At 47.7% G+C, this 15,354-nt stretch carries 15 protein-coding genes; 9 read left to right on the top strand and 6 right to left on the bottom strand.

Annotated elements, in window-relative coordinates:
- Positions 1-402: 402 nt before the first annotated feature.
- Complete coding sequence (locus tag DYD62_RS23660) at positions 403-651, bottom strand: hypothetical protein (RefSeq protein ID WP_165928746.1); 249 nt, start codon at positions 649-651, stop codon at positions 403-405.
- Here DYD62_RS23660 and DYD62_RS14260 point away from each other — a divergent pair.
- Both DYD62_RS14260 and DYD62_RS14255 read left to right on the top strand, forming a co-directional pair.
- Entirely contained in the window at positions 650-2,392 is a 1,743-nt protein-coding gene (locus DYD62_RS14260; RefSeq protein WP_165928747.1) for an autotransporter assembly complex protein TamA, read from the top strand. The two genes, DYD62_RS23660 and DYD62_RS14260, sit on opposite strands and share 2 nt — an antisense overlap.
- Positions 2,393-6,274, top strand: a complete 3,882-nt coding sequence (locus DYD62_RS14255; RefSeq protein ID WP_115227952.1) for a translocation/assembly module TamB domain-containing protein — start codon at positions 2,393-2,395, stop codon at positions 6,272-6,274. It abuts the gene before it with no gap.
- A gap of 32 nt (positions 6,275-6,306) precedes the next feature.
- Here DYD62_RS14255 and DYD62_RS14250 read toward each other — a convergent pair whose 3' ends face one another.
- The 3 genes from DYD62_RS14250 to DYD62_RS14240 all read right to left on the bottom strand — a co-directional run bounded on the left by DYD62_RS14250 (position 6,307) and on the right by DYD62_RS14240 (position 8,003).
- Positions 6,307-7,026: a DUF4214 domain-containing protein gene (locus DYD62_RS14250; RefSeq protein WP_115227951.1), complete on the bottom strand. Its 720-nt coding sequence runs from the start codon at positions 7,024-7,026 to the stop codon at positions 6,307-6,309.
- A gap of 273 nt (positions 7,027-7,299) precedes the next feature.
- Positions 7,300-7,581 carry a barstar family protein gene (locus tag DYD62_RS14245; protein ID WP_115227950.1) on the bottom strand — a complete coding sequence of 94 codons (282 nt, stop codon included), beginning with the start codon at positions 7,579-7,581 and terminating at the stop codon, positions 7,300-7,302.
- The gene (locus DYD62_RS14240) at positions 7,572-8,003 is read right to left on the bottom strand and encodes a ribonuclease domain-containing protein (protein WP_115227949.1); all 432 of its coding nucleotides are present in this window, start codon (positions 8,001-8,003) and stop codon (positions 7,572-7,574) included. Before DYD62_RS14240 ends, DYD62_RS14245 begins: the two co-directional genes overlap by 10 nt.
- Positions 8,004-8,141: 138 nt before the next feature.
- On the opposite strand from DYD62_RS14240, the gene leuC reads away from it, so the two are divergent.
- From leuC to DYD62_RS14210, 6 genes are all read left to right on the top strand, one after another.
- A complete protein-coding gene (gene leuC / locus DYD62_RS14235) occupies positions 8,142-9,548 on the top strand; it encodes a 3-isopropylmalate dehydratase large subunit (RefSeq protein ID WP_115227948.1) in 1,407 nt (468 codons plus the stop codon).
- A gap of 10 nt (positions 9,549-9,558) precedes the next feature.
- Positions 9,559-9,687, top strand: a complete 129-nt coding sequence (locus tag DYD62_RS14230; RefSeq protein WP_115227947.1) for an entericidin A/B family lipoprotein — start codon at positions 9,559-9,561, stop codon at positions 9,685-9,687.
- The gene (leuD, locus tag DYD62_RS14225; protein WP_115227946.1) at positions 9,684-10,322 is read left to right on the top strand and encodes a 3-isopropylmalate dehydratase small subunit; all 639 of its coding nucleotides are present in this window, start codon (positions 9,684-9,686) and stop codon (positions 10,320-10,322) included. Before DYD62_RS14230 ends, leuD begins: the two co-directional genes overlap by 4 nt.
- A 93-nt stretch (positions 10,323-10,415) precedes the next feature.
- Positions 10,416-11,150 carry a glucosamine-6-phosphate deaminase gene (gene nagB / locus DYD62_RS14220; RefSeq protein WP_099396242.1) on the top strand — a complete coding sequence of 245 codons (735 nt, stop codon included), beginning with the start codon at positions 10,416-10,418 and terminating at the stop codon, positions 11,148-11,150.
- A gap of 103 nt (positions 11,151-11,253) precedes the next feature.
- Positions 11,254-11,775, top strand: a complete 522-nt coding sequence (locus DYD62_RS14215) for a GNAT family N-acetyltransferase (protein ID WP_115227945.1) — start codon at positions 11,254-11,256, stop codon at positions 11,773-11,775.
- A 20-nt stretch (positions 11,776-11,795) separates the two neighbouring features.
- Positions 11,796-12,296 (top strand): C40 family peptidase, encoded by a 501-nt coding sequence (locus tag DYD62_RS14210; protein ID WP_233702918.1) that lies wholly within the window; start codon positions 11,796-11,798, stop codon positions 12,294-12,296.
- Here the strand turns inward: DYD62_RS14210 and DYD62_RS14205 are convergent.
- Positions 12,293-12,757: a flagella synthesis protein FlgN gene (locus DYD62_RS14205; RefSeq protein ID WP_115227944.1), complete on the bottom strand. Its 465-nt coding sequence runs from the start codon at positions 12,755-12,757 to the stop codon at positions 12,293-12,295. The two genes, DYD62_RS14210 and DYD62_RS14205, sit on opposite strands and share 4 nt — an antisense overlap.
- 1 nt (position 12,758) lies before the next feature.
- Entirely contained in the window at positions 12,759-13,043 is a 285-nt protein-coding gene (gene flgM / locus DYD62_RS14200) for a flagellar biosynthesis anti-sigma factor FlgM (protein WP_115227943.1), read from the bottom strand.
- A 242-nt stretch (positions 13,044-13,285) separates the two neighbouring features.
- On the opposite strand from flgM, the gene DYD62_RS14195 reads away from it, so the two are divergent.
- The gene (locus DYD62_RS14195) at positions 13,286-15,292 is read left to right on the top strand and encodes a M13 family metallopeptidase (RefSeq protein WP_115227942.1); all 2,007 of its coding nucleotides are present in this window, start codon (positions 13,286-13,288) and stop codon (positions 15,290-15,292) included.
- Positions 15,293-15,354: the final 62 nt, after the last annotated feature.

The raw sequence follows: 15,354 nt of genomic DNA, 5'->3' as shown, positions 1-15,354 counted from the left end.
TTATTGCAAACGGCCCCGAGCTTTGCAAGACTTTTGTGGCGGCCACTGGGTTTTCTTGCTTTGCAGGAGTGGCTGGCGGGCCCTGTTCGCTTTCGATTTATGTTGTGTAGTTAAATTACAGTATGGATTGTTATGTTTTTACTGTTAATACATTTCATGTTGTTGAATTCGTTAAGTATTTTTTGAAATGATGTAGTTGTATCTGTAAATTATTGTACTTATACAGGTAGTTTTATTACAAAAACACTTGCGATTGATATGTAGTTTTGCTAAAGTAGCGTCATTGCTTGATTGGGAACAGATCTCTGACCCAAACTTTTAAGGAGATGCAAATGCGTACCTTGCAAATTATTTTTAAGAACATCGAATCTGCTCAAAACCTGCTGTTGAAGTCTCAAGGTTTTATTGCAACTCGTTGATCTGGTGGTTTAGCTGTTTGTAAGTGTGGTAAGTAGTAAGTTGTTGTGTGTGTAGTATGTTTTGACTCTTCATCTGGTCTTTCTTGTTACCCGGCTCTGTGTTCTGCGTCTTTGGATGCGTATACGGACCGGGTTCTTTTTTGTCTGCTGCGCCTCCCATGCGGTAAAGTAGCGGCCTTGCCTCTTTTAAAATCATCCCTATGATTGTTCGGTCATTTTTCGTTTTTGTCATGGCTTTTCCTGTTCTGTCGCTGGCTGAAGAGCTGCCTGCTGCGGATGCAGAGCAAAGTGTCTATTTTCCCTATGTTTTGAATATTGAAGCGCCCGATGATTTGCAGGCGCTCTTAGAGAAACACTTGGATCTTGCTCGCTGGAAAACTGAAAAAAGGATGACCAAAGAGCAGCTTTCACGCCTGATCGATAATGCGCCGGATGCTGTAGCGGGTTTGCTGGCGACGGAAGGTTATTTTTCGCCCAAGGTTAAAGCAAGTCTGGATGAATCAACCGTTCCTGCGATTGTCTCTTTGGATGTGGATGCGGGGAAGCCCACCTTGGTGCGCAGTGTGGATGTGAATTATCTGGGCGATATTATCCCCGACGAAGTACGGATGAAGCGTTTGGAAGAGCGCCAAGAGCAAAACTGGCCCCTGCCTAAGGGAAGTATCTTTCGCCAGAGTGATTGGGATAGCGCCAAGCGTGGTGCGGTAAGCTCATTGCTCAATCGCCGTTACCCGGCGGCAAAATTAGTCCATGCCGAAGCCAGTGTTGACCCCGAAGCAAATACAGTGGATCTGACTGTTGATGTGGACAGCGGGCCAGCTTATTTCTATGGGCCGGTAAGTATCACTGGCTTATCCCGCTACCCTGATAAATTAATCCGCAACAATATTCAGTTTCATGAGGGCGCCGAATACCGCCGCAATGATTTATTAGAATTACAAACCTATTTACAGAATCTGCCGCATTTTTCTCTGGTTTTGGTGGATGTTGATTTGCCCCCCGACGCCCCCTTTATTGCGCCCGTAAAAGTAACAGTGCAAGAAGCACCTTTGAGCAAAATAAGTACAGGTTTGGGCTATAGCACCAATACCGGTATGCGCGGCTCGTTTGATTATCGTTATTTAAATCTGCTGGACCGGGGCTGGGTGCTGGATAGTGGCGTGCGCCTGCAGCAAAAAGAGCAGTCAGCAAGTGCTGGGATTACCTTCCCCCGCTTTGCATCAGGGTATGAGCACCGGGTCTATGCCAGCTATGTGAATGAAAATATTCAGGGCTTAGATACCAGTACATGGAAGACCGGGGTATCCCGCAGCAGCACCGAAAAAAATATTGACCGATTAATTGCGATTGAATATCAAATCGAGCGCCGCGAGCTAAATGACGGTACGGTTTCTGACCCTCAGTCTTTAACCGCAAAATATCAGTGGGTAAGGCGTGATGTAGACCGGCTCAGAAACCCGCGCTCGGGCAATGTGATTACCCTGGAAGGCGGCGGAGCACTTAAGGGCCTGCTGTCGGATGAAAGCTTTGTTCGCCTGTATGGGCGTGGCGTGCAGTTTTGGCCTGTGGGTGAAAAAAGCGTAGTAGTTGCCCGCCTAGAAGTGGGGGATACGTTTACGAAAGAATTTTTTAATGTGCCAAGTGACTGGTTGTTCCGGACCGGTGGCTCATCGTCGGTGCGTGGTTATGATTATCAGAGTTTAGGTTTATCGCTTGGGGGCTCGACCATTCCAGGCAGGGTGATGGCGGTCAGCTCCATAGAGTTTCAGACCCCCGTTTATAAAGACTGGCTTGGCGCGGTGTTTGTTGATCACGGTGGTGTAGGGGATCAGTGGAAAGACTGGCGTGGCTCGACCGGTGTGGGTGTGGGGGCGCGCTGGGTAAGCCCGGTGGGGGTAATTGGTTTAGATGTGGCGAGAGGCGTGGAAGAAAATCAGTTCCGTGTGCATTTCACCATGGGAGTGACTTTTTAAATGCAGACAAATCCAACGCCTGCTGCCGCAGAAACTCAGGCTGCCAAGCCTGTTGCACGTTATTCAAAATTTCGTCGTTTTATTGGCTGGCTGCTGTTTTTATTGGTAATCCCCGTTTTTTTACTGACCATTACGCTGGCCTTTTTTGATTCACAAATGGGGCGTGACTGGCTGGTAAAGCAAATCAACCAGAGTGGCGTGGCAAAGCTACGCGCAATTGATGGCTCTTTATGGTCTGATTTCGCCTTGCGTGGCCTCGTGCTGAATACTGCAGACATGGGGCTTTCAGTTGATAAAGTGAGGCTTGCATGGAGCCCGTACAGCTTGCTGGCGCGTGATTTATCGCTGGATGAATTAAGTATCGGGCATTTAGAAATCGATATTAAGCCCAGCCCGCCGGACAAGCCTGCCTCGCCTCCGCCTGAAAGTATCACTCTGCCAATCGGTCTGCATATCGATCAAGCACAGATTAAAAAGCTGAGTATTAAGGGTTCGCCTGACCTGGATGATATTCGTTTTAAATTAGCCAGTAATGGCCGTTTCCATCAAATCACTTTGGATCAGCTTAAGTTAAAGCTGCCACAGCTGGATGCCAGTTTAAAAGGGCATCTGGCGCTGGTAGGAGCACAGCCTTTTGTGACTTCGGGCCAGCTGTCGCTTGCGGGTAAAGTAGAAAATCAGCCCTTGCAATCCCAAATCATGCTTGATGGCGAGCTGCGTAAATTGCAATTAAAAGGCGACATCAAAAGCAATCAGCTCAACGCCATGATCAATGCACGGTTGGATCTGTTTGCCCCTTATACCTATCAGCTTTTAAGTGAAGGTCAGATTAAGTTGCAACAGCTTAATCCGGCAGTTCTTGTACAAGGCTTGCCCAAGGCGCTGATTGATGTGTCTTTATCTGTTGTTCCTTTAGGTGAAAACGCGGCCAGTGGCGCGTTGGAAATCCGTAATGCAATGCCTTTAACGATCGATCAGGGCGGGCTGCCATTTACGCAGATCAGTAGCAAGCTGGGGTATTTAAAAGAAACGGTTACGCTTAAATCTATGTCGCTGGATTTGCTGGGGCAAGGGCAAATCAAAGGTGCGGGACAATTAGATAAAGGTCAGCTGAAATTACAGCTGGATCTGGCCAAAATTGATCCGGCTAAGCTCTTTACGCGTCAGCCTCCAGCATCACTGGGTGGCACGATTGAGTTAAAAGGCCCGTGGCTGGCACCCGATGTGCAGGCTAATTTGGCCGATGCACAGCGTAATGTAGCGCTAGATCTGGATATGGGCTGGTTAAATCCCAAGCATGAGCGGCGGATTGTTTTGCGTGAGGCGCGCTTATCTAGGGCAAATAGCAGCGTGGCCCTGCAGGGTGAGTTGGGTTTGCTTGATGCAAAAGGCGTAGCAAAAAATGACTTTAAATTGTCGGGTGAATTTGCGGGTCTTAATCCTGCTGAATTTGTAGCCAGCCCGAAAGGATCACTGACAGGGCAATTTAAACTAGCCGGTGCTTTGCAGCCTGCTTTAAAAGCCAGTGTAGATTACAGCTTGAGTGACAGCCGTTTTAATGGCGAAGTGCTCAGTGGTAAAGGCCAGCTGAATGTAGAAGAAACCCGTGTTTCGAATGCAAATTTATGGCTGGCATTAGGTGCAAATCGCATCGATGCAGAGGGTGCGCTTGGCCTTGCCAGTGATGTGCTAAAACTGAAAATCAGCCTGCCGCAGTTACAACAATTTGGCCCGGGTTTTAGCGGCAAAATCAGCGGGGATGCGCAGTTAAAAGGTGCCATGCTCAGCCCGCAAATTGCCACCCAGTTGGCAGTTGCAGGCTTACAAACGCCCTTTGGTGTCTCGGTAAATCAAGCGGTGCTGGAGGCTCAGTTGCAGTCTGATTTAAAAGGGCCCATGCATATTCGTGCCGATATCTCGGATGCAAAAGCGGCAGGTGTGCAAGTTCAGGCGCTTAACTTTAAAGCGGATGGCAGCCGGGAAAAACACAGCGCCAGCTTGCAGTTAAAAGGCCAGCAGGATGAGCGTCTGATCGATGTCAGCTCCCGCTTTGAGGGAGGCTTAAGTGATCAGTGGGTCTGGCGCGGCAGCGTGCAGGGCCTGCAAGTGAATCAGCCGCTGGCTCTGAACTTGGCTGCGCCATTGTCGCTGGAGGCCGGTGCTAATCTGGTGCGGCTTGGCGATGCACGTCTTTTGATGGGCGAGACGCGGGTGCATATCGAAAAACTAAACTGGCAGGATGGCAATCTGGATACCGCAGGTGAGCTGGAGCAGGTGTCGGTTGGGCAATGGCTGACGCTGCTGGGGCAAAAAGAAGTCAGTGGCAATCTGATGCTGGGCGGGCGCTGGGCGCTTAAATCTGCGGGCAGCTTAGATGGCCAGCTGGAAATCCACCGGCAATCGGGCGATTTAAAGTATGTCACGCAAAACACAGCACCACAGAAGTTTGATTTGCAAGACTTTAGGCTGCAGGTGCTGGCGAAACAATCGGCACTGAATTTCAACGGTCATTTAAGCTCGGGCCGTTTTGGTCAGATGCAGGCGAATGGTACTGCGCTGCTGGATGCGGTGAATTGGCGTTTGGCAGAGCGTGCCCCGCTTGATGTATTTATCAAGGGGGATGTGCCTAAGCTTTCAATGTTTGGCCCGCTGCTTGGGCCGGATTTAACGCTGGCCGGGAGCGGGCGTTTTGAAGTACGGCACGCAGGGCTACCTAAAGAAAACGATTGGACCGGTTTTATCTACGGCGATGGGGTGTCGGTGCGGGATGCAGCAACGGGGCTGGCTTTGCAGGATGGGAAGGTGAGGGTGACATTGGATAAGCAGCAAATTCATTTGCAGCAATTCCAGTTTAAAGGTGGGCAGGGTACTTTAGATGCGAAAGGCTCATTTGATCTGGCTGGCCCAAGCCCCAGTGCCACGGCCCAGGTTACGGCCAATAAGCTGACGTTGATCAGCAAGGCCGATATGCTGGTGGTGATGTCCGGCCAAGGCAATATCATGCTGAAAGATAAGGCACTGAGTGTAAGTGGACAGATGAAGGCAGATGAAGGGGATATCCGTTTCCAGTCTAACGATGTGCCAAAGCTGTCGGATGATGTGGTGATTAAAGGCCGCAGTAAAGCGCCGGCTGATGCGGGACCCAAGCTGACCTTGCAGATGGATATTGATCTTGGCAAAAACTTCCGCTTCCGCGGGTATGGACTAGATGCAAGGCTGGCCGGTCTGCTGCGCTTGCGGGCACAAGCTAATCAGCCGCCTACTGCGCATGGTGTGGTGCAGGTGGCAGAAAATGAAGGCAATGCCCGCAGCACTTACAGCGCATACGGGCAAAAGCTGGATATTGAGCGCGGCGTGCTGGCGTTCCAGGGGCCGATTGATAATCCTGGGCTGGATGTGCTGGCCATGCGCCGGGGCCAGCAGGTAGAGGCGGGTGTGCAGGTCACAGGTACCGCCTTGCGGCCACGGGTGATGCTCTACTCCGAACCCAGTGTTCCGGATAGTGAAAAACTCAGCTGGCTCTTGTTTGGCCATGGCTCGGATAGCATGGAAAAATCAGACAGTGCTTTGATGCTGCAAGTGGCAAATGCCTTGCTCACCTCAGGGGATAATTCGAGCTTTAGCGAAGGACTTTTGGGTAAGGTTGGCCTTGATGATGTGGGTTTTAGTAGCCAGAAAGAAAAAGACGGCAGCTCTACCCAGGTGGTTTCGGTGGGCAAACAGTTAAGTAAGAATGTACGGGTATCACTGGAAAAAAGCGTGAATGGCTTGCGCGATGCGGTGAAGTTTACTTGGCAGCTGACTAAAGGCTGGTCTTTGGTTTCACGTATTGGAACAGATGAAACCACCGGGGATGCTTATTACACGTTCTCTTTTGATTAGGACGTAAAGCGCCGCCCTCGGGCGGCGTTTTTTTATATCTGAGTCTGAGTTGTTTTATTTAATTGAATATATTCCTGACTGCCCTTGATGTTTTCTACAATGGCTTCTCTTTCCATGCCTTTGCTTAATTGCGCTTTGTAATGATCAAACCCGCCACTGTCTGGTTTGCGTTTGAGTAAGTGCATAAAGGCGGCAAATAAAAAATCATCATCTTCCTGAATATCAATCAGGCCATCGTGCAGAGGCTTGCCTGTTTTGACGGCTTTTACATTAAACAGCCAGTCATCCACGGAATTCAGGCTTTTGATTGTGAAGCCTGCTTCATTTAAGGCGTTTTTAATGGTGATTTCGGTAAAGCCAATAAAATGGAAATCACCGTTATAGCATTGCGTACCAAATAGGCAGCGCAAAAGCTCTTCGTGTTTGGCCAGTGTTTGGTTTTCTGGTTTCTTTAAAAGATTTAACAAGCCAATGACATCAGGAATTTGCAATTCAAGTATGCCGCCATGGGCAAGCAGGCGGTTCCATTCCCTTAATGTGGTGCTGGTTTTTAATCTAGGGATGTGTTCGAGTATATCGTTGGCCAGAATATATTCGTAATAGGCAGAAGGTAGGCATTTGAGCTGGGTACAGTCGGCGACTAAATCGGGCTGGTGATATTCATTTAAATCAATATTCAGATAACCCCTTTTTAAATCATAACCACAGCCTATATTTATTTTTTTTGGATAATTTTGATATTCAAAATCCATAGGACCTCCCCGGTTTCTGCAGCAGAAAATAACTCATGGCTCTGGCAGCGCTTTTAAGCTTGTTTTGCCAGAGCCTGAGTATAGGAAAGAGCGGGCGATGATCCAAGTTTGTTTTGCTGCAATGCATCAGGGGCTGTTGATGCTTTATTTACGGCTGCGCAAGTTAAAAGACGCGTGGTGGGACGAGTGCCTTGAGCGTTCTTTAGCGCCGTGCAGTCCTTCATTGTGCGCGCGGTTGCTTTGCAAATGAAATAAATCAAACGTCAGCAGTGCCTATGGTTTCAGGATAAGGCTTAAGTCATCCCGGTCTGCGATCGCATCGTTGAATACTGCAAGTAAGGCGGCGTAGTCTTCCTCTCCCAGCGCGGCTTGCGCTTCCCTCGTGTTTTCCCATGTGATCTGGATCGGGCCTTCCAGATTGCCACTCAGCTCATCGTAAAGTGCATCTAGGTTGTTAATAAAATCGCTGGAAAAGTCCAGTTGCTCAGCCAGCTGCTGGTAAGCATCATTGAGCTTGTAAATATGCTGGAGTACAACGCGTTGGCTTATTGACATGCTGTCACCTCAGTAAAGGTTTGATAATGATCGACTGTAATAAAGCGTGGGCCATTTTTGCTGAATACAATGCGCTTTGCGCCGCGTTTCCCGCCCTGGTAGTCTAAATCTGCTTCTTGATACTGGCTGCGCGGCAGGCGGTTTTCACGGTTGCCAAAACGATCGCCACCGATGGATTTGCCCGGCAGGCTTTGCCATAGGCTGCTGCCAGGACGCCATCCTGCGGCCTGTGCTTCGCGTTTCGTGACAAATTTGGCGGGCAGGCGGCCTTGCTGATTTAGGCTGCTGAGTATTTCTGTCAGCTCGCTGGTATTGGTACCTGGGCGCAGCTGACGGTTTAATCCTTCTGCTACGCTCTGGCAAGATGCGGCCTGTGCCCAGCCGCTGGCAAGCAGCATCAGGGCGAGAAGTGGTCTGTGCATAGAGGTTTCCTTTCCTGTGGTATGGATGAGGTGTAATTTTTTTATTTAAACTACATCGGCATAAGTCTTGCTTACACGGTTGTGGCGAAAGGCCTTCTATGCTAGTTTCGAAGGTCCTGACTTTTCTAGACTATCGCCATGGCTCAGACACTTTATGACAAACTTTGGCATTCCCACGTTATTCGTACTGAAGACGATGGCACTTGCCTTATTTATATTGATCGTCACTTGGTGCATGAAGTCACCAGCCCGCAAGCCTTTGAAGGCTTGAAGTTAGCGGGCAGAATGCTATGGCGCAAGTCTTCGATTGTTTCGACTGCTGATCATAATACGCCAACTGATCATTGGGATAAGGGTATTCAAGACCCGATCTCACGGCTGCAGGTAGAAACACTGGATGCCAATATCAAAGAATTTGGCGCGCTGGCTTATTATCCCTTTAAAGATCAGAAGCAAGGGATTGTGCACGTGGTTGGCCCAGAAAACGGCGCAACCTTGCCGGGAATGACGGTGGTCTGTGGTGACAGTCACACTTCCACGCATGGTGCATTTGCTGCGCTTGCGCACGGCATAGGCACCTCTGAAGTTGAGCATGTGATGGCCACGCAAACACTGGTTGCCAAAAAATCGAAAGCCATGCTGATTCGCGTGGATGGCGTGTTGGGCCGGGGTGTAACGGCAAAAGATGTGGCGCTGGCCATTATTGGCAAAGTAGGCACGGCGGGTGGCACGGGCTATGCGATTGAATTTGGCGGCGAGGCGATTCGCTCGCTTTCTATCGAAGGGCGGATGACGTTGTGTAATATGGCGATTGAGGCAGGTGCCCGTGCAGGCATGGTGGCCGTTGATGAAAAAACCATTGATTACCTGAAAGGCCGGCCTTTTTCACCCAATGCAGCTCAATGGGATGCTGCGGTCGCGCACTGGAAAACACTGGTCTCTGATGAAGGCGCGGTATTTGATGCACTGGTTACACTGGATGCAGCAGAGATTGAGCCGCAGCTGACTTGGGGCACATCGCCTGAACAAGTTTTGGGTATCTCTGGCGCGGTGCCAGATCCTGCTGCAGAACCGGATCTGGTCAAACGTGGCAGTTATGAACGTGCGCTGCAGTATATGGGGCTGACCGCCAAAACACCGCTGACAGATATTCAGATTGATAAAGTGTTTATCGGCTCCTGTACTAACTCCCGCATTGAAGATTTGCGCGCTGCGGCAGGCATTGCCAAGGGTAAAACCAAGGCGGCTAATGTGAAACTGGTGCTGGTGGTGCCGGGTTCTGGTCTTGTCAAAGCGCAGGCTGAGGCCGAAGGCCTGGATAAAATTTTTATTGCGGCAGGTTTTGAATGGCGCGAGCCGGGTTGCTCCATGTGCCTTGCGATGAATGCGGATCGCTTAGAGCCGGGCGAGCGCTGTGCTTCTACCAGTAATCGTAATTTTGAAGGCCGTCAGGGCCAGGGCGGACGCACGCATTTATTAAGCCCAGAAATGGCTGCGGCTGCGGCGATTGCAGGCCACTTTGTTGATGTGCGCCAGTTCGCTTAAGGAGATCGGGATGAAAAAAATTGCAACGCTGACGCTGATGTTTCTGATGCTGGGGCTTACGGCCTGTAATACGGTGTCTGGCATGGGCAAAGATATTAAAAAAGGTGGCGAAGCCATCGAAAAGGCGGCCAATAAATGAAAGCATTCACTCAATTAAATGGCTTGGTGTGCCCATTGGATCGCGCTAATGTGGATACCGATGCCATTATCCCCAAGCAGTTTTTAAAGTCGATTAAGCGCTCTGGCTTTGGCCCGAATTTGTTTGATGAATGGCGTTATCTGGATCATGGCGAGCCGGGTATGGACAACAGCCAGCGCAAGTCTAATCCAGATTTTGTGCTGAACTACCCGCGTTATCAGGGGGCGGAAGTCTTACTGGCCAGAGACAACTTTGGCTGCGGCTCCAGCCGCGAGCATGCGCCGTGGGCAATTGAAGATTATGGCTTTCGTGTGGTGATTGCTCCCAGCTTTGCCGATATCTTTTTTAATAATTGTTATAAAAATGGGCTGCTACCGATTGTTTTGGATAGCGCCATTGTTGAACAGTTGTTTACAGAAAGCGTGGCTGCAGAAGGTTATCGCCTGAATGTAGATTTGCTGGCTCAAACAGTCACAACGCCTTCAGGCCAAGTGTTTGGTTTTGACATTACAGGCCATCGCAAGCATTGCCTGCAAAATGGTTTAGATGAAATTGGTTTGACTTTGCATCACGCAGAAGAGATTAAAGCTTTTGAAGCGCAGCGAAAAATCGGACAACCTTGGTTATTTTCCTGATTTTTTGTGCGGGATGTGGTTTGCATCAACAAATCTTATTCAGTTGACGTATAGTATCTAGGTTGTTTTACTTATTTCGGAATTCACACAATCATGATTTTACATAAATTCAAAGATCAAAATGAACTGAATCGCGTAGGTGCTGATTTATTACTATCTATTGTTCGCACCAAGCCTAATGCAATCCTCGGTATGGCAACAGGTAGCACCCCTGTTGGCATTTACCAGGAAATAGTAAAGACGTATCAGCAGGGGCTGGTGAGCTTTAAAGAAGTAACAACATTTAATCTGGATGAATACGCTGGCTTGCCAGTTACTCACCCGGAATCGTATCGCAGCTTTATGAATAGCCACTTGTTTAATCATATCGATATTCGCACCGAAAATACCTATGTGCCAAATGGCAATGCTGAAGATTTAGATGAAGAAGGTCGTCGTTATGATGAGCTGATTTATCAGAAAGGCCTTGTCGATATGCAAATTTTAGGTATCGGGCATAATGGCCATATTGGCTTTAATGAGCCTGATGAGGCCTTATCGCGCTTTACACATAAAGTGACTTTAAAGCCAGAAACACGCGAAGCCAATAAACGCTTTTTTAACAGCATTGATGAAGTGCCAACGCATGCATTAACCATGGGCATGGGTTCTATTTTGCATGCAAAATCAATTCTGCTGGTGGTTAAAGGCGCAGAAAAAGCTGAAATCCTTGATCGCACTTTAAATGGCCCAATTACCACTCAAGTGCCAGCTTCTTTCTTGCAGACACATCCTCGTGTGATTGTACTGACCGATTGCGATGTAGATTACAAGCGTTCGCACTCTTAACAGATTGCTGCCTTCTCTTGCAGAAGGCTGTTTTTGCAAAAAACACCGGAGGTTTTCCTTTGGTGTTTTTTTTTAATTAAATTAAACAAGCTAAGAGTAAATAATGCGGATTGTTTCTTGTACTTATGCACGGCACGCAGAGCAAATTCTCTATATATTCAATGAGGCGATTGAAAACTCAACGGCGCTTTATGATTACACCCCAAGGCCATTAGCCAGTATGGTGGATTGGTTTGCTGATAAAGAAGCCAGACAATTGCCAGTGCTGGGCTTTGAAAATGACGCAGGTGTTTTGTTGGGCTTTGCCAGCTACGGTGCATTCAGAGTGCGTCCGGCTTTTAAATATGCCATTGAACATTCAATTTATATCCACCCTGATTATCGAGGCCAGGGTTTGGGTAAAAAATTATTACTGCTTATTATTGAAAAAGCGCAGGAGCAGGGATATCACACCTTAATTGGTGGAATCGATGCTGAAAACACCGCGAGCATTGCGCTGCACCAGCAGCTTGGTTTTAGCCATGCAGGCACGATTAAACAATCAGGATTTAAATTTGGCCGCTGGCTGGATTTAGCTTTTTATCAATTGATTTTGCCTACGCCAGAAAACCCAGTGGATGGCTGAGCTTTATTAAAGGATTCAGATTGAGAAAGATTATTTTGCTGAGTATTTTGGTATTAAGCGCGTGCAGCTCCACGCCCACCCGCACCAAAGTGTCTTCACCTGCATCTAAATCCTTGAGTAATATTCAGGCAGCAGGGGCGGGGCGCGAGATTGTCATGTATGCGCTGGGCCTACTGGATGTCAGTTATCAGTTTGGGGGCAATAATCCTGAAGCGGGGCTGGATTGCAGTGGCATGGTGAGCTTTGTGTACAAAAATGCTGTAGGTGCGGTGCTGCCGCATAATGCGGCACAAATTGCCAGCCTAGCCCGGCCTGTTGCAAGTGATCAGTTGCAGGCAGGAGACCTTGTGTTTTTTAATACACTAGGGCGTTCGTTTTCGCACATGGGAATTTACTTGGGGGACGGGCGTTTCATTCATGCGCCGTCATCTAAAGGAAAAATAAGGGTTGAATCGCTATCTACCCCGTATTTTGCACAACGGTTTGAAGGCGGGCGCAGCCTGTTGGCCCTCAACCCTTAAGCTAAATCGCGCCTTTGGCCTTGCGGAAGCGAGGTAAGCTTGCCATCAGGAGCATAAAGCGGACGGCTGTGGCTGGCGTCTAAAATTTGCTGCATAAAGCCATTGATCAGCTGCTGGCGAGTTTCAATTAATTTGCCATTACTGCTGTTAAATGCGGATGCCTGACGGGTGATTTCTAAAAGTGTTTGCCACTGGCTTAGCGCATTAGGGTGCTGCTCTGTGATCCATGTATTGGCATCATGCTGTGGATCAATACCCTGGGCGCTAAAAAACAGGCTGAGTGCTTGCCCTGCTTGCTCAGCATTGATGGCTGAAGCCTGTTTCTCTGTGGTGAGCACCAGCAGTGGGTCCAGTTCATTGGCAATTAAATGACTTTGCTCTTTTTGAAGTAAGTCTAATAATATTTGCATGCTGCTGATGGCTTCAGTCAGCAGTGTGTTCAAAGGCGAGTCTATGGTCATTTCACTTGCCTAGAAGTTCTTGAGCGCTTTGAATGATTTTGCCAGCGATGGCCTCTGTACGCACGGTGAACCGCCCTTCGCTGATGGCTTTTTTGAGGGATTCAACACGTTCAGTATCAAAAGCAGGCTTTGAGTTCTGCTCGATCTGATTCAGCTTAGCTGCCAGTGGATTAATCGTTACGCTGTCTGTTTTAGAACGCTCCGTACTTGTGGCGGGTGTGCTCGTTGTACGCTCGCTGCTGCGGCTGGGCGTCGTATTCAGAGGCTTGTTTTGATCGATTTTCATGGTATGTCATCCTTCGTCACTGGCCAGTGTGACTTTATGTACTGTCATTATGCCAAGTATCGACCTGATTCGTAAAAACTTTAGTACTTCATTTATTTAAATAAGATGTATTTTATCATTCATCTCTGATTTCCTTTCATGTTCGGACAGCCTTGAGGCATTATATGCCACAGACTGGTATTCATTGATCTTAATGATTGTTTAATTGACTAAGCGGCCTGCTGCTTATTGATGAGGTATTAATGAAACAAAAGCTCGTGTTAACCATGATTGCTGCCTCTTTGGCAATGGGTGTACAAGCCGCACCCCTCGCCGGGCTTGATTTTGAGCATTTTGATCAAAGTGTCCGGGTGCAGGATGATTTATATCAGGCAGTCAATGGAACATGGTTGAAAAACACGGAAATACCCAGCGATAAGTCCTCTCACGGCGCATTTTTAATTTTACGTGATCGCGCTGAAGCCCAAGTGCGTGAAATTGTAGAAATGGCAGCACAAAATACGGCATCAGACTCGGCTGCAAAAAAAGTGGGCGATTTATATCAAAGCTATATAAATGAAAGCTTGATTGAGCAGCGTGGTTTAGCGCCTTTACAACCCATTTTTGCAGATATTGCCGCAATCAAAAATAGCAAGGCGTTGGCAGAGCAATTGGCCCTGTTGAGTAAGGCTGGGCTCTATGCACCACTGGGGATTTACGTGGGGCAGGATGAAAAGAATTCAACGGCCTATATCGTGAATGTGCATCAATCAGGTTTAAGCTTACCTGACCGCGATTTTTATTTAAAATCAGATGAAAAATTTATTGCTGCACGAAAAGCCTTGAGTGTTTATTTTGAAAATTTATTAAAACTATCAGGTGAAACAGAGGTCGATGTTGCATCCTTGCTGGCATTTGAAACTGAGTTGGCCAAAGTGCAATGGACAAAAGTAGATAATCGCGATCCGCAAAAAACCTATAATAAAAAATCACTGGTCGAGTTAAAAAGACTAGCTCCTGATTTTGCATGGGATGAATATTGGCATGCGATGGGTATAGCAGGTAAAGCAGGGCCTGTTATTGTTTCCCAGCCTAGCTATATCAGATCAATGAGTGAAACCTTGGCTAAAACACCATTAGCCACCGTAAAAGTATGGCTTAAATTTAAAGTTTTAGATCAATATGCTGATGCACTGCCCAAAGTATATACGGATTTATCTTTCGATTTTCACGGTAAGGCATTGTCTGGCGTGCCAGAGCAAAAGCCACGCTGGAAAAGAGCAATTGCAGCCACAAATGGCAGCTTAGGTGAGGCGGTGGGCGAATTATATGTTGCCAAGTATTTTACGCCAGCAGCAAAAGCTAAAATGGATGTGATGGTGAATAATCTATTAGCATCTTATCGCAGCTCAATTAAAGATTTAAGCTGGATGAGTGCTGCAACTAAGGTAAAAGCACAGGAAAAATTAGCCAAATTTACTGTGAAAATTGGCTATCCGGATCAATGGATTGATTACAGTAGCTTAGAGATTAAGGCAGATGATTTATTAGGCAATTTGCAACGTGCCAGGTTGTTCTCCAGCGCGCGTGAACTGAATCAATTAGGAAAACCCATTGATCGCAAAAAATGGGGAATGACACCGCAAACTGTTAATGCCTATTACAACCCCAGCATGAATGAAATTGTTTTCCCTGCGGCTATATTACAAGCACCATTCTTTGATCCTACGGCAGATGATGCCGTTAATTATGGCGCAATTGGCGGTGTAATTGGGCATGAAATATCCCATGGCTTTGATGACCAAGGTAGTCAGTATGATGGTGACGGCAATTTAAAAAATTGGTGGGGAAAGCAGGATAAAAAGGAATTTACTGCGCTGACCAGTAAATTAGTCGCTCAATATGATGCTTATGAAGCTATTCCGGGTAAGTACGTTAATGGCAAACTCACTCTTGGTGAGAATATTGCGGATTTATCAGGTTTGGCCGTGGCATATAAAGCCTATCAATTATCTTTAGGGGGCAAACCCGCCGAAAAAATAGATGGGCGCACCGGTGAGCAGCGCTTCTTTTTAGGCTGGAGCCAGGTATGGGCCAGCAAAATGCGCGAGCCCATGACCTTGCAATTACTCCTGACAGACCCCCACAGCCCCGGCCAATTCCGCGCCAATGGTGCAGCGGTTAATAGCGATGCATTTTATAAAGCTTTTAACGTAAAAGAAGGTGATGGCATGTATAAATCGGCTAAAGAGCGCATCCGTATCTGGTAAGAGTGGCTTTAAATAAGGCGTTGAGTGATCTCGGCGCCTTTTTTTTGCTAGGATTATACCGC

This window comes from Iodobacter fluviatilis, from assembly GCF_900451195.1.
In the GTDB taxonomy this organism is placed as follows: domain Bacteria; phylum Pseudomonadota; class Gammaproteobacteria; order Burkholderiales; family Chitinibacteraceae; genus Iodobacter; species Iodobacter fluviatilis.
The sequence above is the reverse complement of the archived record's forward strand: the minus strand, read 5'-3'. Positions and strand labels throughout refer to the sequence as shown.

Excerpts from the sequence above, each read along its gene's own strand:
- DYD62_RS14255 (WP_115227952.1), top strand. The coding sequence starts at position 2,393 with ATGCAGACAAATCCAACGCCTGCTGCCGCAGAAACTCAGGCTGCCAAG.
- DYD62_RS14205 (WP_115227944.1), bottom strand. The coding sequence starts at position 12,757 with ATGACCATAGACTCGCCTTTGAACACACTGCTGACTGAAGCCATCAGC.
- DYD62_RS14215 (WP_115227945.1), top strand. The coding sequence starts at position 11,254 with ATGCGGATTGTTTCTTGTACTTATGCACGGCACGCAGAGCAAATTCTC.
- leuC (WP_115227948.1), top strand. The coding sequence starts at position 8,142 with ATGGCTCAGACACTTTATGACAAACTTTGGCATTCCCACGTTATTCGT.
- DYD62_RS14245 (WP_115227950.1), bottom strand. The coding sequence starts at position 7,581 with ATGTCAATAAGCCAACGCGTTGTACTCCAGCATATTTACAAGCTCAAT.
- DYD62_RS14260 (WP_165928747.1), top strand. The coding sequence starts at position 650 with ATGGCTTTTCCTGTTCTGTCGCTGGCTGAAGAGCTGCCTGCTGCGGAT.
- DYD62_RS14230 (WP_115227947.1), top strand. The coding sequence starts at position 9,559 with ATGAAAAAAATTGCAACGCTGACGCTGATGTTTCTGATGCTGGGGCTT.
- leuD (WP_115227946.1), top strand. The coding sequence starts at position 9,684 with ATGAAAGCATTCACTCAATTAAATGGCTTGGTGTGCCCATTGGATCGC.
- DYD62_RS14240 (WP_115227949.1), bottom strand. The coding sequence starts at position 8,003 with ATGCACAGACCACTTCTCGCCCTGATGCTGCTTGCCAGCGGCTGGGCA.
- DYD62_RS23660 (WP_165928746.1), bottom strand. The coding sequence starts at position 651 with ATGACAAAAACGAAAAATGACCGAACAATCATAGGGATGATTTTAAAA.
- flgM (WP_115227943.1), bottom strand. The coding sequence starts at position 13,043 with ATGAAAATCGATCAAAACAAGCCTCTGAATACGACGCCCAGCCGCAGC.
- DYD62_RS14250 (WP_115227951.1), bottom strand. The coding sequence starts at position 7,026 with ATGGATTTTGAATATCAAAATTATCCAAAAAAAATAAATATAGGCTGT.
- nagB (WP_099396242.1), top strand. The coding sequence starts at position 10,416 with ATGATTTTACATAAATTCAAAGATCAAAATGAACTGAATCGCGTAGGT.
- DYD62_RS14195 (WP_115227942.1), top strand. The coding sequence starts at position 13,286 with ATGAAACAAAAGCTCGTGTTAACCATGATTGCTGCCTCTTTGGCAATG.